At 72.2% G+C, this 23,546-nt stretch carries 14 protein-coding genes; 6 read left to right on the forward strand and 8 right to left on the reverse strand.

Annotation, left to right across the window (positions count from 1 at the left end):
• Positions 1-272: 272 nt before the first annotated feature.
• The 5 genes from WME75_RS27325 to WME75_RS27345 are packed head-to-tail and all read left to right on the forward strand — an operon-like array spanning position 273 to position 6,378.
• Positions 273-596: a hypothetical protein gene (locus tag WME75_RS27325; RefSeq protein WP_437476879.1), complete on the forward strand. Its 324-nt coding sequence runs from the start codon at positions 273-275 to the stop codon at positions 594-596.
• A gap of 1 nt (position 597) precedes the next feature.
• A complete protein-coding gene (locus WME75_RS27330; protein WP_437476882.1) occupies positions 598-1,962 on the forward strand; it encodes an efflux RND transporter periplasmic adaptor subunit in 1,365 nt (454 codons plus the stop codon).
• Positions 1,963-1,971: 9 nt separating this feature from the next.
• The gene (locus WME75_RS27335) at positions 1,972-5,124 is read left to right on the forward strand and encodes an efflux RND transporter permease subunit (protein WP_437476885.1); all 3,153 of its coding nucleotides are present in this window, start codon (positions 1,972-1,974) and stop codon (positions 5,122-5,124) included.
• Between the two features lie 3 nt (positions 5,125-5,127).
• On the forward strand, positions 5,128-5,706 hold the full coding sequence (locus WME75_RS27340; protein ID WP_437476888.1) for a thioredoxin-like domain-containing protein: 579 nt from the start codon (positions 5,128-5,130) through the stop codon (positions 5,704-5,706).
• A 48-nt stretch (positions 5,707-5,754) separates the two neighbouring features.
• The gene (locus WME75_RS27345; protein WP_437476891.1) at positions 5,755-6,378 is read left to right on the forward strand and encodes a methyltransferase family protein; all 624 of its coding nucleotides are present in this window, start codon (positions 5,755-5,757) and stop codon (positions 6,376-6,378) included.
• A 51-nt stretch (positions 6,379-6,429) separates the two neighbouring features.
• Here the strand turns inward: WME75_RS27345 and WME75_RS27350 are convergent, their stop codons facing one another.
• The 8 genes from WME75_RS27350 to WME75_RS27385 form a co-directional block, all read right to left on the reverse strand.
• A complete protein-coding gene (locus WME75_RS27350; RefSeq protein WP_437476894.1) occupies positions 6,430-10,305 on the reverse strand; it encodes a protein kinase domain-containing protein in 3,876 nt (1,291 codons plus the stop codon).
• Between the two features lie 172 nt (positions 10,306-10,477).
• Positions 10,478-14,353, reverse strand: a complete 3,876-nt coding sequence (locus tag WME75_RS27355; protein ID WP_437476897.1) for a protein kinase domain-containing protein — start codon at positions 14,351-14,353, stop codon at positions 10,478-10,480.
• 68 nt (positions 14,354-14,421) lie between these two features.
• Positions 14,422-16,086 carry a cation:proton antiporter gene (locus WME75_RS27360; RefSeq protein WP_437476899.1) on the reverse strand — a complete coding sequence of 555 codons (1,665 nt, stop codon included), beginning with the start codon at positions 16,084-16,086 and terminating at the stop codon, positions 14,422-14,424.
• Positions 16,086-17,039, reverse strand: a complete 954-nt coding sequence (locus tag WME75_RS27365) for a universal stress protein (RefSeq protein ID WP_437476902.1) — start codon at positions 17,037-17,039, stop codon at positions 16,086-16,088. The genes WME75_RS27360 and WME75_RS27365 overlap by 1 nt, the downstream gene beginning before the upstream one ends.
• Before the next feature lie 166 nt (positions 17,040-17,205).
• On the reverse strand, positions 17,206-19,905 hold the full coding sequence (gene valS, locus WME75_RS27370) for a valine--tRNA ligase (protein WP_437476905.1): 2,700 nt from the start codon (positions 19,903-19,905) through the stop codon (positions 17,206-17,208).
• Between the two features lie 187 nt (positions 19,906-20,092).
• On the reverse strand, positions 20,093-20,830 hold the full coding sequence (locus WME75_RS27375; protein WP_437476907.1) for a ferredoxin--NADP reductase: 738 nt from the start codon (positions 20,828-20,830) through the stop codon (positions 20,093-20,095).
• A gap of 231 nt (positions 20,831-21,061) precedes the next feature.
• Positions 21,062-21,268 carry a hypothetical protein gene (locus WME75_RS27380; protein WP_437476910.1) on the reverse strand — a complete coding sequence of 69 codons (207 nt, stop codon included), beginning with the start codon at positions 21,266-21,268 and terminating at the stop codon, positions 21,062-21,064.
• Positions 21,269-22,064: 796 nt separating this feature from the next.
• Positions 22,065-22,781 (reverse strand): hypothetical protein, encoded by a 717-nt coding sequence (locus WME75_RS27385; RefSeq protein ID WP_437476912.1) that lies wholly within the window; start codon positions 22,779-22,781, stop codon positions 22,065-22,067.
• A gap of 461 nt (positions 22,782-23,242) precedes the next feature.
• On the opposite strand from WME75_RS27385, the gene groES reads away from it, so the two are divergent.
• The gene (gene groES / locus WME75_RS27390) at positions 23,243-23,533 is read left to right on the forward strand and encodes a co-chaperone GroES (RefSeq protein WP_437476915.1); all 291 of its coding nucleotides are present in this window, start codon (positions 23,243-23,245) and stop codon (positions 23,531-23,533) included.
• Positions 23,534-23,546 lie beyond the last annotated feature (13 nt).

Genomic DNA, 23,546 nt, shown 5'->3' on the forward strand with positions numbered 1-23,546 from the left:
GGCGGGTGAGCAGGGGCTCGCAACGCGCGGGCCCCGCGTCGCCGCGGGGGCGGCACGGCGGTGTTCCGGGCCGGCAATTCGTGAGCTGGCTCACGTCAACATGAAAAAGCTGGGCGATTTCGAGATCCTGGCTCCTGAATCCACCACAACGCGTTGAGGGGGCGGGCGTCCGGGGACGCCGGCGACCACAACGCGCTCAGGTGCGCGGGAGCGACGGCATGCCTGAGACGCGTCCGCTCCATGACGTTGCGAACAACAAGGAGAAAAGGGTCATGAAGATTCGTTCCATCCCGCTCGTGATCTGCGTCTTCGCCCTCGGTGCTGCGTCGTGCTCGAAGGAAGCGCCGAGCGCCGGCAAGGCCGCGGCCGAGCCGACGCAGGCGGCGCACGCGCCAGCCGACGTGAAGCCCGGGTCCCACGAGGACTGGTGTGGAGAGCACGGCGTGCCCGAGTCCCAGTGCACGCGCTGCAACCCGGAGCTGACTCCGGCCTTCAAGGCCACGGGCGACTGGTGCGCGGAGCACGGGCTGCCCGAGTCGCAGTGCCTCAAGTGCAACCCCGACCTGAAGATCGTCAGGCCGCCCAAGGAGAGCTGAGATGCACGGCCGCCTTCACGTTGTGTGGCCACTGCTCCTCGCCGCCCTTTCGGGGTGCGGGGCCAAGGGGACCGGCAACGCGGCGCCGGAGAAGGCCGAGGCGACGCCCAGGCCGGCGCCGGCCGTCGAGGGCGCCATGTGCAAGGAGCACGGCGTGCTGGAAGCGCTCTGCACGAAGTGCAATCCGAAGCTCGCCCCGGTCTTCCAGGCGAAGGGGGACTGGTGCAAAGAGCACGAATTGCCGGAGTCCATCTGTCCCATCTGCCACCCCGAGCGCGGCGGCAAGCCGGCGGCCGACGTGGCGAGCGACGGAGCGCCGGCCGACGGGACGAAGGTCAAGCTCAAGACCCGGGACACGGCCCGGCTCGCCGGCATCCTCACGGCGAAGGCCGTCGAGCGACAGGGCAGCGGAGGCATCCCCGCCACCGCCAGGATCGTCTACGACGCGCTCAAGGTGGCGGAGCTCAACGCCCGCTCTCCGGGGGTCGTCCGGCAGCTGCACGTGGACGTGGGCTCGGCGGTCAAGAAGGGCGCGGCGCTCGCCGTCATCGACAGCGCCGACGTGGGGGCCGATCGCTCGCGGCTGGCCGGCGCGCTCTCGCGCCTCAAGGTGGCCGAGGAGCACCTGAAGCGCGAGGAGCAGCTCGAGAAAGAAGGGCTCGCGGCGCGCAAGAGCGTCCTCGCCGCGCAGCAGGAGCTCGACGCCGCCCGCGCCGAGCGCGCCTCGCTCGCGGCCTCCCTGGCCGTCGTGGGCGCCAGCGCGGGCGGGAGCGGGGGCTACACGCTCACGACACCGCTCGCAGGGGTCGTGACCCAGCGCAAGGCGACCGTGGGCAGGCTCGTCGGCGTCGAGGAGACCCTGTTCGAGGTGGTCGACGTCTCGAGCATGTGGGCCGAGCTCGATGTCCCCGAGACCGACCTCCCGGCCGTCTCGCTGAAGCAGCCGGTGGTCATCGAGGTCGACGGCATCGAGGGGCGCGAGCTCCGAGGGGAGATCACGTACGTGGCGCCGGCCATCGACCCGGCGACGCGCACGGCCAAGGCGCGCGTCCCGCTCGAGAACCCGGGCGGCGCGCTGCGGGCCAACATGTTCGGCCGGGCGCGCATCCTCGCCCCCGCGCGCGCCGCGGTCATGGTGCCCCGCGCCGCGGTGCAGCGCGCGAGGACGGTGAAGCTCGTGTTCGTGCGGCTCGCGGAGGACCAGTTCGAGGCGCGGCGGGTCGAGATCGGGGCGACCGAGGGCGACCTCGTCGAGGTGAAGAAGGGCGTGCGCCCGGGCGAGGAGGTCGCGACCGAAGGGAGCTTCCTGCTGAAGACCGAGACCCTCAAGGAGAGCATCGGCGCCGGCTGCTGCGGCGAGGACTGAGACGCGGTCATGCTGAACGCCGTCATCACGTGGTCGCTCCGCCATCGGCTCCTCGTGATCCTCGCCTCGATCGGCCTCGCGCTGGCGGGCGTCCTCGCGCTCCGCCGCCTGCCGATCGACGCCTTCCCGGACACGACGCCGGTGCAGGTGCAGATCAACACCGTGGCCCCTGCCCTCGCCCCCCTCGAGATCGAGCGCCAGATCACGGCGCCGGTCGAGCAGGCGATCTCGGGGCTGCCGAGGCTCGAGGAGGTCCGCTCGCTCTCGCGCTTCGGCCTCTCGCAGGTGACGGCCCGGTTCGAGGACGACACGGACATCTACCTGGCCCGTCAGGTCGTCATGGAGCGGCTTCAGACCGTGGCGCTGCCGTCAGGCATCGATCGCCCGGAGCTCGGCCCGGTCGCCACGGGGCTCGGCGAGGTGTTCCACTACGTGGTCACGGGCAAGGGCAAGTCACTGAGCGAGCTGCGCACGGTCCACGACTGGGTCATCGCGCCGCAGCTCCGCTCGGTGCGCGGCGTGGCCGAGGTCAACGCCTGGGGCGGCGACGAGCGGCAGATCCAGGTCCTCGTCGACCCGACGGAGCTCACGGCGCGGGGGCTCTCGCTCCACGACCTGGCCGGAGCGCTGGAGCGCAACAACGCCAACGTGGGCGGGGGCAGCCTGGACCAGGCCGGCGAGTCGAGCCTGATCCAGGGCATCGGCATCGCCACCCGCGTGAGCGACATCGAGGACATCGTGGTCGCCGCCAGGGGCGGGGCGCCCATCCGGGTGCGCGACGTGGCCCAAGTGGTCGAGGGGCGCGAGATCCGGCGGGGCGCGGTCACCGCGGATGGCCAGGGGGAGGTCGTGCTCGGCCTCGGCTTCATGCTGATGGGCGAGAACAGCCACGACGTCACGACGCGGCTCAAGGCGCGCCTCTCGGAGGTCGAGAAGAGCCTCCCGGAAGGGGTCGACGTCGCCGTCGTGTACGACCGCACCGAGCTCATCGACCGGGTGCTCGGCACCGTAAGGAGGAACCTGCTCGAGGGCGCGCTCCTCGTCGTCGCGGTGCTCTTCGCCTTCCTCGGCAACCTCCGCGCCGGGCTCATCGTGGCCTCGGCCATCCCGCTGTCGATGCTCTTCGCCTTCGATCTGATGCTGCGCGCCGGCGTGGCGGGGAGCCTGATGAGCCTCGGCGCGATCGACTTCGGCCTCGTCGTCGACAGCTCGGTGATCATGGTCGAGAACTCGGTGCGGCGGCTCTCCGAGGAGCCGGGCGACCGGAGCACGACGGACGTCGTGCGCGACGCCTCGCTCGAGGTCCGCAAGCCGACGATGTTCGGCGAGCTGATCATCATGATCGTCTACCTGCCGATCCTCGCCCTCGAGGGGGCGGAGGGGAAGCTGTTCCGGCCGATGGCGCTCACCGTGATCTTCGCGCTCATCGGCTCGATGATCCTGTCGCTCACGCTCATGCCGGTGCTCGCGAGCCTGCTCCTGCCGCGCCGCATGAAGGAGCGCGAGAACGTGCTCGTTCGCCTGCTCAAGCGGGCCTACCGGCCCGTGCTGCAGCTCGCGCTGCGGTGGCGCTGGGCGGTGCTCGCCGGCGCCGTGTTGCTCCTCGGCAACGCGGTCTTCCTCGCGACGCGGCTCGGCGCCGAGTTCGTGCCGCGACTCCGCGAGGGCACGCTCGTCGCCAACACCGTGCGGCTCTCGGGGGTCTCGGTGGGCGAGTCGATCCGCTACGGGACGCAGCTGGAGCGGGTCCTGCTCGACAGGTTCCCGGACGAGATCGAGCGCGTCTGGACCCGCACGGGCACCGCGGAGGTGGCGACGGATCCCATGGGGCTCGAGCTGTCCGACATGTTCATCACGCTCAGGCCGCGGGAGGCCTGGAAGCGCGCCGCGACGCAGGACGAGCTCGTGCAGGCGATGGAGTCGGAGCTCGCGGGGATGCCGGGCATGCGCGTCATCTACACGCAGCCGATCGAGATGCGGGTCAACGAGATGGTGGCGGGGATCCGGGCCGATCTGGGGGTGAAGCTGTTCGGCGACGACTTCGACACGCTGAAGCAGAAGGCGCGCGAGATCGAGGCCGTCCTCAAGAAGATCCCCGGCGCCGCGGACGTTGTGACCGAGCAGGTCACAGGCCAGCCCGTGCTCGAGATCGAGGTCGACCGCGCCGCCATCGGCCGGCACGGCATCGCCGCCGCCGATGTCCTGGAGGTCGTCGAGGCGCTCGGCGCGCGGGAGGTGGGGCAGCTCCAGGAGGGCGAGCGCCGCTTCCCCGTGGTGCTGCGCATCGACGATCGCTACCGGGAAGACCCGGCCTCCATCGGCCGCATCCTTGTCACGTCGGCCGGCGGGGAGCGCATCCCGCTCGCGCGGCTCGCGAAGATCCGCACGGTCGAGGGGCCCACCGCCATCAACCGCGAGTGGGCGAAGCGGCGGATCGTCGTGCAGGCGAACGTCCGCGGCCGCGACGTGGGCACCTATGTCGAGGAGGCGAGAGCCAGGCTGGATCGGGAGGTCGAGCTCCCGCCCGGCTACTACGTCCGCTTCGGCGGGCAGTTCGAGCACCTCGATCGGGCACAGGCACGCCTGCTCGTCGTGGTGCCCGTGGCCCTGGGGCTGATCCTGCTCCTGCTCTACTTCACGTACGGGCGGCTCCTCGATGCGGTCCGCGTCTTCACGGGCGTCCCGTTCGCCGCGATCGGCGGCGTCGTCGCGCTCTGGCTCCGCGGCCTGCCGTTCAGCATCTCCGCGGGCGTCGGGTTCGTCGCGCTGTCGGGCGTCGCGGTGCTCGGGGACATGGTGCTCGTCTCCACGATCCGGCAGCTCACCGCGGCGGGGATGCCGGTGCGGGGCGCGATCGAGCTCGCAGCGGAGCGGCGCCTGCGCCCGGTCCTGATGACGGCGCTCGTCGCTTCGCTGGGCTTCGTGCCGATGGCGCTGAACACGGGGGTCGGCGCCGAGGTGCAACGCCCGCTCGCGACGGTCGTGATCGGCGGCGTGATCTCCTCCACGCTGCTCACGCTGCTCGTCCTGCCGGTTCTTTACAGCGTGGCCGGCGGACGTCTCCGCACGGGCGCCGCCGGCGAGCCGGGCGCCGCCGGAGAGCCGGGCGCCGCCGATCGACCGCCGAGCTCCGGCGCGGCCCTGTCGCCCGCCGCGGAGTAGGCAATGAGCGCGCGCTCCCGCCTCCGCGTGATCGCCGCCTCCGCGGGCGTCCTGGTCCTGGCTCAGGCGCTCGCAGCGGGGATCTACTGGGTCGTGGAGCATCGCCGCGAGGCGGAGCGGCCGGGTCGTCCTTTTGAGTACGAGCAGCTCAGCGGCGCCCAGCCGGTGCCGGACGCGGCCTTCGAGCAGCCGGACGGGACCTTGCTCCGGTCGGACGCCCTGCGCGGCCGGCCCGTGCTGCTCCACTTCTGGGCCACCTGGTGCGCCCCGTGCCGCGCCGAGCTCCCGCTGCTGCTGGAGCTTGGCCGAGAGGTGGAGCAAGCCGGGAGGGTCCAGCTCGTGGCCGTGAGCGTCGACGAGAACTGGGAGGTCGTGCGCGCCTTCTTCGGGGGCGAGGTTCCTCCGGGGGTCGTGCGGGCCGGATCGCCCGCCATGCAGCGGCGGTTCGGGGTCTCGACGTTGCCTGACAGCTTCCTGGTGAAGGTGGACGGCACGATGGCCCTCCGGTTCACGGGCGCGCGAGACTGGCGAGCGCCCGAGGCGAAAGCGCTGCTGATGGGGCAGGAGCGAGCAGGACCCTGACCGCTCAGCTGCCTGCAACCCGGTTGAACAGCAAGATTGGAGCTCACGATGACTCGTCCCTGGTTCGCCCTTGCTCTGTACGTCGTCTACATGGCGCTCGCGTTCGGGTGGCGGTCGCTCCGGCAGCGCCGTGCGACCGGATCCACGGGCTTCCGCGGCATCTCGGGGCCGCCGGGATCGCTGCCGTGGGTCGGCGGGGTGCTCTTTGTGATCGCGATCCTGCTCGGTGTGGCGGCCCCGCTCGTGGAGCTCGCGGGCTGGATAGGGCCGCTTGTCGAGCCCGGCGCTCTGGTCGTCGGGCTCGGCGCGGCCATGACGATCGCAGGTACGCTCGGCACGCTGTGGTCACAGGGCGCGATGGGTGAGTCGTGGCGCATCGGCGTCAGCGAGGCGGAGCGCACGAGCCTCGTGACCCGAGGGCCGTTCGCCGTGGTGCGGAACCCCATCTTCAGCTTCATGATGCTGGCCGCGCTCGGGATGGCGCTGATCGTCCCGAACGCCGCTGCGCTCGCCTCGTTCGGGGCGCTGGTCCTCGCGATAGAGCTGCAGGTCCGGTGGGTCGAAGAGCCGTACCTGCTCGGCGCCCACGGCGAGGCTTACGCAGCGTACTGCGCGAAGGTAGGGCGCTTTGTGCCTGGCCTCGGCGTCGGGGTCCGGTCGCCTTCGCAGTGAATGCAGAGGAGCGATCTCAAACCGGGTGTCGCTCCAGCCATGACGTACAGCTCAACCGACGAGCCACTGCCGCGCGAGATCGAGCGTGCGGGCGTTATCCGGGACGTCGCGGAGGAACCGCTCGCGCCAGGCCGGGTCGATGAGCTTCTCGGCGCGCTCGAGCAGCGCAGTCCTGGCCGACGCGATGGCGGCGAGCGCCTCGTGCTGTCTGCCGCTCGCGGAGAGCGCCTCGGCATACGTCAGGCGGACCAGCGACTCGCCTTCTTCCAGGGTACCGAACGACTCCAGCATGGAGTTCGCCTCGGTGGCTGTCCTGACAGCCTCGTCGATGCGCCCGAGCCCCAGCAGCGCGCGCGCGAGGACCGCGTACGCCGGGACGCCGAGCGTCGGGGCGCTCTGCACGAGCGCTACCGCGGCGCGCGCTTCGGCCTCGGCGGCCTCGAAGTCGCCGAGCGCGACGCAGATCTTGGCAAGGTAGCTGCGAGCAAACAGCTCGGTACGCGCGATCCCCGATCGCCGGCTCGCCGAGGCAGCCGACTCGGCGAACGCCCGCCCCTCGGCCAGCTGGCCGCGATACGCGAGGGCCAGCGCGAGGTTGGCCTCCGAGGCCATCTTCAGGTCATGCAGATGCATCCGGTCAGCCTCCTCCACGACCGCCCGCAGCACCGCCTCCGCCCTCTCGAAGTCGCCGAGCTCGACGTAGATGAAGCCCAAGCCGCCGCGTGAGCTGCAGGCGTTGCGGCGATCACCGGCCTGCTCGAAGGCAAGGCTTGTGGCTTCCATCCCGCGCGCGCCGGCGACCATGTCGCCCGTGCACATCGCATAGCAAGAGCGCGCCTCATGGAGCTGCGCGAGCGGCCCCACGTCCCGTACATCGATGTTCGAGGCAGCGCGCTCGACGATCTCGATCAGAGCGCGCGCTTCTGCGTAGCGACCGACCACCGACAGCACCGTTGCGCCGTTCGCAAGACAGACGAGCTTGACGCTCTGCGCGTCGACCGTGGCCTCCGCGTCGGCCGCCAGGGTCATCCAGCGCTCGATCTCGTCGAGTCGGCCCAGCTTGGACGACGCGTTGACCACCTGCATGATGGCCGAAAACCAGGCGGCCGAGCCACGCTCGATCCGCTCGATGGCCTCCGTGGCTCGCTCCACGGCGAGGGGGAGCTCGCCGCGCCACACATCGGCCTCTGCCTGGACCCGGCGGAGCCTGCCGGCGGTGTCCCCAGCCGCCCCGCAGCCGATGCCGCGATCGGCCCGCCGGACCGCCGCGGCGAGATCGCCGCCCCGGAGCGCCTCCTCGGCCGCGCGCAGGTAGGCATCGGCCGCCCGCGTCGGCGCGCCGCCGATCTCGAAATGCTCGGCCAGCGCCATGGCGTCAGCGCCGCCGCTCCGGTCCAGCCAGTCGCCTGCGAGCGCGTGCCCGACGCGGCGGTCGCGCTCCGTGAGCATGCCGTAGGCGGCCTCCCGCACCAGCGCGTGCCGGAACTCGTACTCCACCTCGCCCGCAATGCGCGCCTCGCGGCGCCGCAGGATCAGCTCCCGCCGCACAAGCTCGGCGAGCCGCCACGCCACCGGCGCGCCGCCCACGAGGGCTCGGGCCCCGCCTTCCCAGAACGTCTCGCCGAAGACGCTCGCCGCGCGCAGAACGCGGCGCTCCTCGACGCCCAGCGCCTCGAGCCGCGCCTGCACCAGCGCGAGCGCCGTCTCGGGCATGCCCTCGCTCCGGCCCTCGACGACCGCGCGGAGCTGCTCCTCCAGCACGAACGCATTGCCCTCGGCGCGCGCGACGAGCGTTTCCACCTGCTCGTCCCCGACGCCGTCGCCGAGCACCTCCCGCACGAGCCGCTCGCCAGCGCGCCGGGGCAGCGGCGCAAGGCGGATCCGGAGGCCGTTGCGCTCGCTCCAGAGCCCAGGGAAGAGCGCGTCGGCCTCCGGACGGGCGAGCGCCAGCACGAAGAAGGGCAGGTCCCTTGCGTGCTGGAGCGCAGCGTCGACCAGGTTCACCGTGGGCAGGTCGCCCCAGTGCAGATCCTCGATCAGGAGGAGCACCGGCTGCCTCTGGCACTCGGCCCGGGCGAAGTCCTCGAAGGCCTGACGGATGCGATCGCCCATCAGCACCGGGTTCTGGCGCGCCGCACGGAGCTGCACGTCGCCCTCGTCAGGAAATGGCGCTCCGACGAGCTCGCCGAGGAACGCCGCCACGTGCGGGGCCTTGGTCCCGAGCGCGCCGAGCCGCTCGACCCGGGCGAGCACCTTGCGCCGCCGCACCTCCAGCGGCTCGCCGTCGAGGATGCCCATGGCGCGGCGCAGCGCCCGGGCGAGCAGGCCGAACGCGGACCCGGCGGCCATCGGATCCGCCCTGCCGATCCAGACCTCGACGGCCTCGCTCCGCTCCTTGAGGGCATGGAGGAACTCCCAGGCGAGGCGCGACTTGCCCATGCCCGGGGCGCCCATGACGATCACGGCGCTCGCGGCAGGCTCGTCCACACAATGGCGCCACTCGGTCGCGAGCTGCGCGAGCTCGCGCTCTCGCCCCACGCACGGCGTCGGCTTGCCGAGGAGCCGAGGCACGGTGTCCGGCTCCTCCTTGGGGCCGCGCAGCCACGATCCTTCGGGCCCCTGCGTCGTGTCGAAGCGGCTGGCGAGCAGCCCCGCCGTCGCGGTGTCGAGCTGGATGCCCGACCCCGGCAGCCGAGGGCGCTGCGGGAAGAGCTGCACGACGCGGTCGATCAGCGCGCCCACCGGCAGCCTCCCTGCGACCTCCGTCAGCCCCGTGGCGATGGACATGGGCACGCCCCCGAGCTCGGCCCGCAGGGCGATCGCGCAATGGGCCGCGCGCACGGCGAGATCCGTCGGCGTCTCGGCGCCGGACAGCGCGATGAGCAACCAGCGCGACTGCAGGAGCTCGAGGCGCCCGCCGTGGCGCGCCGCGACCTGGCGCAGGGCCTCGATTCGCGAGGCGCACTCGGCCTCGGAGAGCGTGGCGTCCGCCTCCGCGCTGCCATCGGCGGCCAGGATCACGCACATGACCCGGCGCTCGGCCGTCGTGATCTCCTCGCTCGGCGCGGACGGCGCCGCGACCGCGCTCGCTCCGGCGGAGAGCCCATCACCGGCCGCGACCGCGAGCTCCGCCGCGACCGCAGCGCCGTCGCGCGGCCGCCTCCCCGCTTCCTTCGACAGCATCCGCGCCACCAGGCGCTCGAGCAGCTCCGGGACGTCGCCGCGGAGCTCCCCTAGCCGTGGCGGCTCTTCCAGGACCACCTTCATGAGGAGCGCGAGCGCGCTGTTGCCGAGGAACGGCGGGCGCCCCGCGAGGCACTGGAACAGCACGCACCCGAGCGCGAACACGTCGGCCCGGGCGTCGATGCGCGAGTCGCCGCGCGCCTGCTCGGGGGCCATGTACCCGGGCGTGCCGAGCACCGCGCCGGGCGACGTGAGGCTCTGCGTGAGCCGGAGGTCGCGGGCGATGCCGAAGTCGAGCAGCGTGGCGCGCTCGACCGCGCCCTCGACGAGCATCAGGTTGCTCGGCTTGAGGTCGCGGTGAACGATGCCGAGCTGGTGCACCGCGCCGAGCGTCGTCGCCACCCGCCTCGCCAGCGTCGCGCTCTCGGCGAACGTGAGCGGTCCTTCGGCGAGCCGCTCCTCCAGGGTGATGCCGTCGAGCCACTCCATGGCCAGGTAGGGCTGCCCTTCGCCGGTCATGCCATGCGCCACGTACTGCACGACCCCCGGCAGCCGCAGCGTGACGAGCGCCTCCGCTTCCCGCGCGAACCGGCGCAGGTCGTGCGCGCTCGCGCCCTGCAGCACCTTGAGCGCGACCGCCTCGCCCGACAGCCGGTCGCGCGCGCGGTACACGTCCCCCATCCCGCCGGCGCCGGCGAGCCGCTCGATCTCGAACCGTTCCTCGACCACTTCCCCGGCGCGCATCGCCGTTCTTGTGTACTTCGAATGAGCCCCCGGCTGTGTGTTCTCCCACGGGTGACACTGCACTATTCCCGCGCAGGCGCCACGTAACCGAGTTAACGCAACACAAGGAGCTCGAAGTCACAAGCACCGGCGAGCGTACCGAGAGGCCGACCTGCTCGCCATGGCGAACGGCTCAGCCGCCGAGCCACTGCCGCGCGAGATCGAGCGTGCGGGCGTTGTCGGGTCCGTCGCGGAGGAAGCGCTCGCGCCAGGTCGGATCGCTGAGCTTCTCGGCGCGGGCGAGGAGCGAAGCCCGGGCGGACGCGATGGCGGCAATCGCCTCGTGCTGTCTGCCGCTCGCGGAGAGCGCCTCGGCATACGTCAGCCGGACGAGCGACTCGCCTTCTTCCAGTGTGCCGAACTCCGAAAGCTGCGAGGTGGCGTCGGTGGCAGCCCGCGTCGCCTCGTCGAACCGCCCGAGCCCGACCAGCGCGCGGGCGAGGACAGCAGAGGCCTGTACGCCGATCATCGGGGCGCTCTGGGAGAGCGCCACGGCGGCGCGCGCCTCGCGCTCGGCGACATCGAAGTCGCCCATGGCCAGGGCGATCTTCGCCAGGTAACAGCGAGCCGCCACCTCCGTGCGCACCAGGCCCGCTTGTCGGCTCGACGTGACCACAGCCTCGGCGAGCGCCCGTGCGTCGGCCAGCTGACCACGAAATGCGAGGACCTGCGCGAGGTTGGCCTCGGTGCCGAGCTTCAGCTCCTGCAGATGCATTCGGTCAGACTCCGCCAATCCTGCGCGTATCATGGACTCCGCCCCGTCGAGATCGCCGAGCTCCGCATAGGTGAAACCCAGGCCTGCGCGAGCGCTGCATGCGTTGCGATGGTCGCCGACTTGCTCGTAGGCAAGCAACGCGGCCTCCTGGCTGGCTGCGCCGGCGCCCAGATCGCCCGTGCAGATCGCGTAGGTCGAGCGCGCGTCGTGGAGGTGCGCAATCACCTCGATGTCTATCGCTTCCACGCTCGCGAGAGCGCGCTGGACGAAGTCGAGCAGTGCTGCGCTCTCCTCATACCGCCCGCCGAGCGACAGCGCGCTCGCCCCCGCAGACAGGCAGACGAGCTTCGCGCCCTGCGCGCCGTCCATCGCGGCTACGCTCACCGCCTCGGTTGCGCAGCGCCCGACCTCGTCGAGCCGACCCAGCTTGGACAAGGCCCATAGCATCGAGGTAACGTTCGCAAACCACGCGGCCGAGCCACGCTCGATCCGGCTCATCGCCTCAACGCCCCGCTCCACGGCGAGGGCGAGATCGCCGCGCCACACGTGGGCTTCCGTCTGGACGCCGCGCAGCCTGCCCGCGGGGTCTCCGGCGGCGCCACAGCCGATACCGCGCTCCGCCCGATCGATCGCCGCGACGAAATCGCTGCCGCGAAGCGCCTCTTCAGCTGCGCGCAGGTATGCGTCCGCCGCCCGCGCCGGCGCGCCGCCGATCTCGAAGTGCTCGGCCTGCGCCATGGCATCCGCGCCGCCGGCCCGATCCAGCCAGTCTCCCGCAAGGCCATGCCCGACGCGCCGGTCGCGCTCGGTGAGCATGCCGTAGGCGGCTTCCCGCACCAGCGCGTGGCGGAACCCGTACTCGACCTCGCCCGCGATGCGCGCCTCGTGGCGCCGCAGGACGAGCTCCCGCTGCACGAGCTCGCCGAGCCGCGGCGCCGCCGGTGCGCCGCCCACGAGGGCCGCCACCCCGCCCTCCCAGAACGTCTCGCCGAAGACGCTCGCCGCGCGCAGGACGCGGCGCTCCTCGACGTCCAGCGCCTCCAGCCGCGCCTGCACCATCGCCAGCGCCGTCTCGGGCATGCGCTCGCTCCTGCCCTCGGCGACCGCGCGGATCTGCTCCTCCAGCACGAAGGCGTTGCCGTCGGCACGCGCGAGCAGCGCTTCCACCTGCTCGGCCCCCACCGCGTCGCCGAGCACCTCCCGCACGAGCCGCTCGCTCGCGCGCTGCGGAAGTGGCGCAAGCCGGAGCCGGAGGCCGTTGCGCTCGGTCCACAGCGCCGGAAAGAGCTCGTCGACCTCCGGACGGGCGAGCGCCAGCACGAAGAACGGCAGGTCCCTGGCGTGCCTTAGCGCGGCGTCGACCAGCGTCACCGTGGGCAGGTCGCCCCAGTGCAGGTCCTCCAGCACCAGCAGCACCGGCTGTCGCTGGCACTCGGCCCGGACGAAGTCCTCGAACACCTGGCGGAGGCGGTCGCTCATCAGCATCGGGCTCTGGCGCGCCGCACGGAGCGGCACGTCGCCCTCGTCGGGAAACGTCGCCCCCACGAGCTCGCCGAGGAACGCCGCGACCTGCGGGCCCTTGCTCCGGAACGCGTCGAGCCGCTCGACCCGGGCGAGCACCTTGCGCCGCCGCGCCTCGATCGGCTCGCCGTCGAGGAGGCCCAGGGCGCGGCGGAGCGCCCGGGCGAGCAGGCCGAACGCGGACCCGGCGGCCATCGGATCCGCCCTACCGATCCAGACCTCGGCGGCCTCGCTCGACGCCTCGAGGGTGCGGAGGAACTCCCAGGCGAGGCGCGATTTGCCGAGGCCCGGGGCGCCCACGACCACCACGGCGCTCGCGGCAGGCTCGTCCACGCAATGGCGCCACTCGGTCGCGAGCTGCAACAGCTCGCGCTCGCGCCCCACGCACGGCGTCGGCTTGCCCAGCAGCCGGGGGACGGTGTCCGGCTCCTCCTTCGGGCCGCGCAGCCACGATCCTTCGGGCCCCTGCGTCGTGTCGAAGCGGCTGGCGAGCAACCCCGCCGTCGTGCTGTCGATTTGGATGCCCGACCCCGGAGCTCGGGAGCGCTTCGGGAAGAGCTGCACGACGCGGTCGATCAGCGCGCCCACCGGCAGCCTCCCTGCGACCTCCGTCAGCCCCGTGGCGATGGACATGGGCGCGCCCCCGAGCTCGGCCCGCAGGGCGATCGCGCAATGGGCCGCACGCGCGGCGAGATCCGTCGGGGCCTCGGCGCCGGACAGCGCGATGAGCAGCCACTGCGACTGCAGGAGCTCGAGGCGTCCGCCGTGGCGCGCCGCGATCTGGCGCAGGGCCTCGGTTCGCGAGGCGCACTCGGCCTCCGAGAGCGTGGCGCCCGCCTCCGCGCTGCCGCTTTCGGCCAGGAGGACGCACATGACCCGGCGCTCCGCCGTCGTGATCTCCTCGCTCCGCGCGGGCGGCTCCGCGGTCTCGCCCCCGCCGACGGGGAGCCCTGCGCGCCCCAGGGCTGCGAGCTCTTCTGCGACGGCGGCGCCGTCGCGCGGCCGACGGTCCATCGGCTTCGAGAGCATCCGGGCCACCAGGCGCTCGAGCGGCTCCGGGACACCGTCGCGGAGCTCCCCGAGCCGCGGCGGCTCTTCCAGGACCACCTTCATGAGCAGCGAGAGCGCGCTGTCGCCGAGGAACGGCGGGCGACCCGCGAGGCACTCGAACAGCATGCAGCCGAACGCGAACACGTCGGCCCGGGCGTCGATGCGCGACTCGCCGCACGCCTGCTCGGGGGCCATGTACCCGGGCGTGCCGAGGATCGCGCCGGGCGACGTGAGGCTCTGCGTGAGCCGGAGGTCGCGGGCGATGCCGAAGTCGAGCAGCGTGGCGCGCTCGACGGCGCCCTCGACGAGCATCAGGTTGCTCGGCTTGAGGTCGCGGTGAACGATGCCTAGCTGGTGCACCGCGCCGAGCGTCGCCGCCACCCGCGCCGCCAGGGTCACGCTCTCGACCACCGAGAGCGGTCCTTCGGCGAGCCTCTCCTCCAGCGTCACGCCGTCGAGCCACTCCATCGCCAGGTAGGGCTGTCCTTCGCCGGTCATGCCGTGCGCCACGTACTGCACGACCCCTGGCAGCCGCAGCGTGACGAGCGCCTCCGCCTCCCGCGCGAACCGGCGCAGATCGTGCGCGCTCGCGCCTTGCAGCACCTTGAGCGCGACCGCCTCGCCCGACAGCCGGTCGCGCGCGCGGTACACGTCCCCCATCCCGCCGGAGCCGGCGAGCCGCTCGATCTCGAACCGTTCCTCGACCACTTCCCCGGCGCGCATCGCGACGCCAGTGTACTTCGCGCGAGCTCGGCCCCCTACGCCTCTCGCGCGCGGCACGTCCCCCTCGCTCACGCGAGCGAACGACGGACAACCGCGAGCGAGTGCTCTATCACGCTCGGCTCCACACGGAAGCGGTGCAGCGCGCGACGACCCAGCTCCAGCGCGAGCGCCATCTCACCGATGACCGCCTCGTCCGCGCCCCGCTCCTGAAGGAAGACGCGATCCTCATGGCTGTGGGTCCGGGCCAGCACGGTCGCCCCCGGGCTGACCTCCCGGGCGTGCTCGAGCGCCCGGCGAACCGCCATCCTCTCGGGGATGCAGAGGATGAGCAGGTGCGCCGTGCGCAGCTGCGCCCGGTCGAGCACCTCCGGCAACCCGGCATCCCCGAACACGACCGTCACCCCTTGCGCGCGCAGCGACTCGACGGCGCGCAGGTCCTCCTCGATGACGACATACGGCTTGCTGTGTTGCTGCAGGAGCCCGCAGACGATGCTCCCCACGCGCCCGTAGCCGCAGACGATGGCGTGCTGCTCGATGCCCGCGGGCACGGTCGTGTCGCCGCCCTGCGCGTCGCTGCCGCGCCTCGACTGCACCCGGCGCAGCAGCGCGGGCGCCAGGGCGTTCACCATGGGCGAGAGCAGGATGGTCACCACCGTCGCGCTGAGCAGCAGGTTGAAGACGGGCGCCGTGAGGGCGCCCTCCTCGAAGCCGATGCGCGCGAGCAAGAACGAGAACTCGGCCGACTGGCCGAGCGCCGCGCCGACAAGGACCGCGAGCCGCGTCGAGCACCCCATCCAGCGCGCGATCACGGCCGTCACCGCCCCCTTGACGAGGAGGATCAACGCCACCGTCACGAGGACGAGCGCCCACGAGCGGAGCAGGAACGCCGGGTCGAGCAGCATCCCGATCGAGACGAAGAAGATCCCCGAGAAGATGTCGCGGAGCGGAATCGCGTCACCCAGGATCCGGTGCGCCATGTCCGACTCGCCGACGACGACGCCGGTCAAGAACGCCCCGAGCGCGAGCGAGACCCCGAGCAGCGAGGCGCCGCCCGCCATGGCGAGGGCGAGCGTGACGACCACGAGCGCGAAGAACTCCCGGTTGCGCAGCGCGGACGCGCGGCGAAGCGCCCACGGCAGCGCCCAGAACGACAGCGGTACGACGACGAAGAAGAACAGCGCCGCCTTGCCGATCAGCGGGCCCACGGCCTTCGAGCTCGGGGAGAGGAACCCGAGGACGGCGACGAGCGCCACCGTCGAGATGTCTTGAACCGAGGACCACGCGATCCCGAGCTGCGCATGGCGGCTGTCGAGCTCACCGCGATCGGAGAGGACCTTGCCGAGCACGGTGCTGGAGGAGTTCGAGACGACCGCACCGAACGCGTAGGACTCGACGTGCCCCCAGCCGAGCGCGCGCCCGACCAGGTAACCGGCGCCGATCATCACGGCGACCTGGAGGAGCCCGCCGAGGATGGCGATCCGGCCGGCGCGGAGGAGCTCTCGCATCGAGAGCTGCACGCCGATGACGAACATCAGGAAGATGATGCCGAGCTCGGCCAGCTCGGTGATGGCCTGGGTGTCGCCGATGATGCCGGGCGTGAACGGGCCGATGGCGACCCCGGCGAGCACGTAGCCGATGATGAGCGGCTGGCGGAGGCGCAGCGCGACGGCGGCGCCGAGCAGCGCAGCGCCCAGGGCGGTGACGAGGTGCGCGAGGAGGCCGCTGCTCTGCATCAGGTCGGCGGTGACGTGGTCTGAGAAGACGGCACCACCAGGACGTCGCACGCCACCGCGCGCAGCACGTCCCCGGCCACGGTCCCCAGGAAGGCGTGCGCGACGCCGCTGCGGCCCTGGGTTCCGAGCACCAGGAGATCGTTCTCCGCCTTCTTGACGGCCTTCTCGATGAGGACCCTCGGCGACCCGTACTTGACGCGGGTCTTCCAGGCCGGCGCGTCGTCCGGCGGGACGTTCGCCTCCGCGAGCGCAGCAGCCAGGATCTGCGCCAGCTCGAGGAGCGCCTTCCGCCGGTACTCCTCGCAGTACTGCTCGGCCTCCTCCATCGACAAGCTGGGATAGGCCGACTCCAGGAACGGAGCGTCGTAGGCGTGGATGACCGATACCGTCGGGCGCGGCGGCGGGATCACCCGGAGCAGCGAGGTGACGACGTCACGAGCCGCGCCGTCGAGCGCCAGCGCGAGCGCTGGATGCCGGTAGGGGGCGCGCGGGCGCAGGCGGACCACCAGCACCGGGAGCCGCGCTTGCCGGACGACGCGCTCGGCGGTCGAGCCCAGGAAGAGGTCGCGAAGCCCGCGGCCTCCGCCGCGACCCACGACGATCAGATCGGCGTCGACGGCGGCCGCGTGCTGGACGATCTCGACGGCAGGAGCGCCCCCCCGCACGGCATGCCGGATCGTGACAGTCCGGGGCAGCGTCCGGGCCAGGGCCTCCACCTCGGCCTGGAGCGCCTTCCTCGCGTCGTTCTCGGCGCGCTCCTGGGAAAGGGGCTTGAGCCCCTCGGGGACCACGTGCAGGAGGGTGATCCGGGCGTCATCCGCCAGGGGCAGGAGCGCGGTCCGCCCGATCACCCGATCCGACGCCGGCGAGAGGTCCATGGGGACGAGCAGCGAGCGGAACCTGCCGGGCGCATGGAGCGCTTCGTGGTGCGATGCGGGGGTGCTCTGGGTCATCGGTCAATCCTACCCCCCGAGCGGGACCGTGCGAGGAAGCGCCCGGGCAGCGTCGACGGCGTCGTGGCTGCCCGCCGCGTCATGGCGGTTCCCCTCGCGGCCCCGACTTGCCGCAGCAGGGGAGGGAGCTCGCCGCGCGGGCCGGGCTCCCTCCCTTCGGGCCGGGCTACTCCGTGGCCGCCGCGTCCCCCGCCCCGGCCGCCGCGCCCGCCGCCGCTTCCACCTCGCAGCGCACCACCACGACCTCGCCGTCCGCGAGCTCCGGCCGCTCCACGAGCGCGTGCGCGCCCGCGCGCACCGCCGCGAGCAGGTCGCCCAGCGAGGGCCGCAAACGGGCGAGCGTCGCGGCGTTCGCGCCCAGCGCGAGATCCGTCACCACGCGCCCCACGCTCGCGCCGAGCTCGCTCTTGCGCTTGTTGACGGCCGCCATCGCCGCCGCCGCGAGCTCCAGGAGCCCGGCGTCCGCCGGCGCCGCGACGTCCGCGAAATCCGCCGCCGCCGGCCACGTCGCCCGGTGGATCGAGGCCTGCCCCGTCTCCTCCGCGTACACCCAGCGCCAGACCTCGTCCGTGATGTACGGCAAGACCGGCGCGAACAGCCGCAGCAGCACCGACAGCCCGAGCCGCAGCGCCGCCACCGCCGAGCCGCGCGCCGCCTCCCCGGCGCCGCCCTCGCCGCGCGCGCGCGCCTTCGCGAGCTCCAGGTAGGCGTCGGTGAACCAGCGCCAGAAGAAATCCTCGGTGCGCTCGAGCGCCGCCGCGAACTCGTGCTCATCGAACGAGCGCGTCGCGTCCGCCACCACCGCCGACAGCTTGTGCAAGAACGCCCGGTCGAGCTCCTCCGAGACCGGATGGAGCTCCGCAGACTGGCTGAGCACGTACTTGCTCGCATTCCAGATCTTCGTGACAAGGCGCTTCCCGACCTTCAGCACCTTCTCGTCGAACGCCGTGTCCGTGCCGAGCCGCGCGCTCGCTGACCAGTAGCGGACCGCGTCGGAAGAATACGCGTCGAGCAGGTGCATCGGCGTGACGACGTTGCCCTTGCTCTTCGACATCTTCTTGCGATCGGGGTCGAGGATCCACCCCGAGATCGCGATATGACGCCACGGGATCGACGACTCGTGCAGCATCGCCTTGGCGATCGTGTAGAACGCCCACGTCCTGATGATGTCGTGGGCCTGCGGCCGCAGATCGGCCGGGAACAGCCGCGCGTGGCGCTCCTTGTCGTCCCCCCAGTGCGAGCTGATCTGCGGTGTGAGCGAGCTCGTGAACCACGTGTCGAAGACGTCGGACTCGGCGGTGAAGCCGCCCGGCTTGTCGCGCTGCGACGGCTCGTACCCGGGCGGAGCGTCGACCGTCGGGTCGATCGGGAGCCTCTCGCGCGTCGCGAGCAGCGGCCTCCCGTGATCCGGGTTGCCCTCGGCGTCGAGCGGATACCAGACAGGGAACTGCACGCCGAAATAACGCTGGCGGCTGATGCACCAGTCGCCCTGGAGCCCCTCGGTCCAGTTGCGGTACCGGAGGCGCATGAAATCCGGGTGCCACGCGATCTTGTCGCCGAACTCGAGGAGCTCGGCCTTCTTGTCGGAGAGCCGGACGAACCACTGCCGCGTGGGCACGAACTCGAGCGGCTGGTCGCCCTTCTCGAAGAACTTCACCGCGCGCTCGATCGGCTTCGGCTCGCCCCGGAGCGCCGGGCCGGCGCCGGGCGCCGCCGCGTGCTCGTCGCGGCGGAGGAGCTCGACGACCGCGGCGCGCGCCTGCTTCACCCCCTTGCCCTGGAGCGGCGCATAGGCGGCGTTGGCCGCGGCCGGGTCGCGGCTCTGCCACTCGCCCTCGCCGAACGTCACCGGGAGGACACGGCCGTTCTTGCCGAGCATCTGCCGGAGAGGGAGCTTCTGCTCCCGCCACCAGATCACGTCCGTCGCGTCGCCGAAGGTGCAGACCATCAGGATGCCCGTGCCCTTCTCGCGATCGACGAGCGGGCTCGGGAAGATGGGCACCGGGGCGCGGAAGATCGGGGTGAGCGCCGTCTTGCCGAAGAGGTGCCGATACCGCGGGTCCTCCGGGTGCGCCGTGACGCCGACGCAGGCCGCGAGCAGCTCCGGGCGCGTCGTGGCGATGATGAGCGGCTCGCCCGTCCCCTCCACCGCGAACGCGATGTCGTGGAACGCGCCGGACTGCTGGCGATCCTCGACCTCCGCCTGGGCGACGGCGGTCTGGAAATCGACGTCCCACATCGTGGGCGCGAAGACCGAGTAGAGATGGCCCTTCTCGTGCAGATCCAGGAACGACAGCTGCGCCGTCCTGCGGCAGTGATCATCGATGGTGGCATACTCGTGCTGCCAGTCGACCGAGAGGCCCACCCGACGGAAGAGCGCCTTGAAGACCTGCTCGTCCTCGCGCGTGACCTTGTGACAGAGCTCGATGAAGTTGGGCCGCGACACGATGCGCGGCGGCTCCTTCTTCATCGCCTCCGGCGCCGCCTGCGGCAAGGTCAGGCCGGGCTCGTACGGCGTGCGCACGTCGGTGCGGACGTGGAAGTAGTTCTGCACGCGCCGCTCGGTGGGCAGGCCGTTGTCGTCCCAGCCCATCGGGTAGAAGATGTTGAAGCCGCGCATCCGGCGCTGGCGGACGACGACGTCCGTGTGCGTATAACTGAAGACGTGGCCGATGTGCAGCGAGCCCGAGGCGGTCGGCGGCGGCGTGTCGACGACGAAGGTCTCCTCGCGGGGACGCGACGGGTCGTATCGGTACGTCCCGTCGGCCTCCCACACGTCGGCCAGGCGCTGCTCGGCGACGGGCGAGTCGAAGTGCTTCGGGAGCGTCGCGGGATCGATGGTGCGGAACGTCTTCTTGGTCGTCACGTGGTCACCTGCAGACAGACCCCGCAGGAACCGCCCGCGGGGGCGGCATCCTACGTCGTACCCAGGGTGCCGCTCAAGGCGCGCCGCGCCGCTGATCGGCGATCCGCGCTCGCGTCCGCCCGAGGCCGGCGGCTCCGCCGTGGCGCCGTGGCGAGGCCGGCGGCGCCGCCGCGGAGCGGCCGGAGGCTCAGTCGTAGCGCTCGACGTGGACGTGCTTGCGGGGGACGCCGAGCTCACCGCGGGCGAGCTCGCGAACGGACGAGACCATCCGATCGAGGCCGCAGATGAAGACGTGCGGGGCCGGATCGCCGCTCTTCTCCGCGAGCGCCCGGTAGAGCTCGGGCACGTGCGCCTGCACGTAGCCGCGGCGGCCGGACCACGAAGGGCCGCCCCGCGAGAGCGTGATCTCGTAGCGGATCCGGTCGGATCCGCGCGCGAGCGCCTCGAGCTCGTCGCGGTAGATGGCGTCCTCCTCGAAGCGCGCGCCGAACAGGATCCACAGGTGGGGCGCGGCGAGCCCTGCGCGCAGGGAGGCGTGCAGCATGCTCCGGAGCGGCGTGAGGCCGGTGCCGGTGGCGACGAACAAGGAGGGCGCGGGATCCCCGGGATCGCGGGTGAAGAGCCCGTGCGGGCCGATGGCGCGGAGCGTGGCGCCAGGCTCGAGCCGGTGCAGGTGCTCCGAGCCGGCCCCGCCCTCCACGAGCGTGACCGCGAGATCGAAGCGAGGCGAGCCGTCGGGGGCGGAGGCGATCGAGTAGGCGCGCTTCACCTCGCCGCCCGGGAGCGGGAGCACGAGGTTGACCCACTGTCCTGCCTCGAACAGGAACGAGCTCCCGTCGGCGCGCTCGAACGAGAGCTCGCGCACGAAGGGGCTGAGAGGCCGGGCGGCGACGAGGCGGGCTTCGAACGGTTCGGCGTGGATCATGGTCGGGCCCGGCGAGGCTCAGGCTGCGGGAGCCGCGCCGGGTGGCGAGGTCTTACCGCAGCCTGCGCCTCGGCCCAATCACCATCGAAGCCGGGAGGGCGCCGACGGAGGGCGCGCCATCGAGGGGATCCCGGGCCTCAGTCCGGGACACCGCCGGAGGGCGACCACGCCGCCGAGCGCGGCCGGGCCGGAAGCCCGGGTCCGCGCTCGGCGGGGGAGCCGGCGCGGGATCTACCGCTGCACGCCCATGCGGCGGCGCTGCGGGATGTTCACCGCCGGCCGGGCGCGATCCTGGCTGGGGAGCGCGCGCGGCGGGCGGATGTCCCGGTGCGCGGGCTTCGGCGCAGGGGGCTGCCCTCGCTGCGGCGGGCGCGGGTCGGGTGTCCTGGCCGAGCCCAGCGCGAGGTCGGAGTCGGGGAGATGCGCGCGTCGTTGCATAGAATCCTCCAGTCGATCGGTCATCACCACATCAGGAAGAGCACCAAGGCTGAACGAAACCTTCGAAGAACCGGATCTCATAAACCCTCCATTCATCGTACGACCCCGGACTGCAGACAGACCGACACCGCGACGGACGCCGGCACTCTGGGCCTCTCCCTGACCGCTCGACCGGCGCTCTCTCGACGCACCTCCGCCTCTCGTCGCGGCGGGACGGTCCACCTCGCCGCACGCTCCCTGTCGAGAGGCCTCAGCGTCTCGACGTCAGGAGAGATGGCGAGTCGGCCCGTCGCGCCACGAACCTTCCGGCTCGGTGCTTCGAGCGCGCGGCCAGCGAGCGAGAGACAACCCCCAGGAGATCGCGGATCTCCTGGAGATCGACCTCCAGCGCCTCGGGCTCGTTCGCTCGTCGGCCGCGCTCCGTCCTCATGAGCGCATGACGCGAGCTCGCGCGGGGTTCCGCGGGTCGCCGTCGTGGCGGCTCATGCGCGACAACACAAGGACGCCGTGCCACCCTGGGCAACAGGCGTTCAACCTTGACGGTCGCGCGACGGAGCGGTGGTTTCAGCCGGGAGTGCGCATGGTCGACGCGGGCTACGCGTCGAGAGGAACGCTAGCACTCGGCCGGGAGCATGCCCAGCCATTTTTGTGGAGGAGGGCAGTTCGCGCGCTGGTCTTGCGCTGGCCTTGCGCTGGTCTTGCGCTGGCTTGCACTGGCCTTGCGCTGGCTTGCGGCCTTTTGCCGCGGACATCGAGACATGGATATTGCTGAGCTGGAGACACGAGGCGCTCGAGCTCAGAACGCGACGCGCAGCCCCGCGCTCAGGGGGCCAGCTCCGGGCGACGCAGCGACGGCGCCCGGACCGACGAGGAGCCGCGCGACGACAGGCGCGCTCGACGCGGCGTCGCTCCGCACCCGCTTCTTGCCGATCACGTAGAGCGGCAGGCCGACGGCGACCCCGGCCACCCCGCCGGCCGTGGTGGCGATCGCCAGCTTGGACGCTTCGCTGCGCCCCGCGCTGCTGTCGTCGTAACTCGCGAAGACCAGCGCCGCGCCGCCGAGGATGGCGGCGCCGCCGAGGCTCGCGAGGACGAGCCCCGAGACCGCCATGACAGGGCTGTTCCACTCCGTCGTTCGCTCCTCGAAGTCGTCGAAGTCCCTCCGCGCCGCCGCGAGCTCCCGCTCGATCCGGCGCTGCGCGGCGCGCCGCTCGTCCTCGGAGCCGATCTCGTGGACGCGGCGCGCCTGGGTCTCCAGCGCCGCGATGCGCGCCTCGTGCGCAGCGGCGGTCTCCTCCCACGTGGCCCCCGGCCGGAGACCCGCCACGGCCGGCGCGACAGGGGGCGCTGGCGCCGCGGGCGGCGGGGTCGAGGCGCCCGCCGCGCCTTCCGCCGGCGGCTCCGCGGCGGCGAAAGGCGCGGGCGCCGCGGCGGCGAAGGCCAGCGCCCACGCGACGAGACGACAGCGCGCTGCGCGACCCTGGCGGTGCGCCGACGACCCGCGCGAACGCACGGATCGGGACTGGACCGGTTCCATCGACGCAGCGTCATCGGTCGAACGAGCGGGGTCAAGGCGCGTCCCTCAGGCCCTTCCCGACCCGATCGAGACTTCCGCGCTCGACTCCCCCGCGGCCCAGAGCCGCCTGGATCTTCGAGTTGCTCATTCCTCGCCGCGGCCCGAGCGGGCGAGCGGGGCACCAGGCCCCAAGGCCCCCAGAAACGAACGCCTCTGACGACGTCTTAACGATGGACAACCCGGGGCGGCTGAGTATAGTGCACGTCCTTGCTAGCACTCACATCTCGCGAGTGCCAGAACCCCAAGCCAACGCCAGCATCCAGCCAGACGGCAGAGGCGCGCCCGAAGCTGTTCCCGGGGAGACCCGGGAGCCGAGGCACGAGCGTGCCGCCATGCACGACGCACGGGATGAAGTGACGTCAGGTCGTGACCGGTGGGTCACGCCAGGAGAAAACAGAATGAAAATCCGACCGCTCCAGGACCGTGTGATCGTTCGTCGCGTGCAGGAAGAGGAGAAGACCAAGGGGGGCCTCTTCATCCCGGACAGCGCCAAGGAGAAGCCGATGGAGGCCATCGTGCTCGCCGTGGGCAACGGGAAGACGCTCGAGGACGGCACCGTCCGCAAGCTCGATGTGAAGGAGGGCGACCGCGTCCTCTTCGGCAAGTACACGGGGAACGAGATCAAGATCGACGGCGAGCAGGCCCTCATCCTCCGTGAAGAAGACATCCTCGGCGTTATCGAGAGCTGATTCGGGCAAGACC

This window comes from Sorangium sp. So ce1014, assembly GCF_051521505.1.
GTDB lineage: Bacteria > Myxococcota_A > Polyangia > Polyangiales > Polyangiaceae > Sorangium.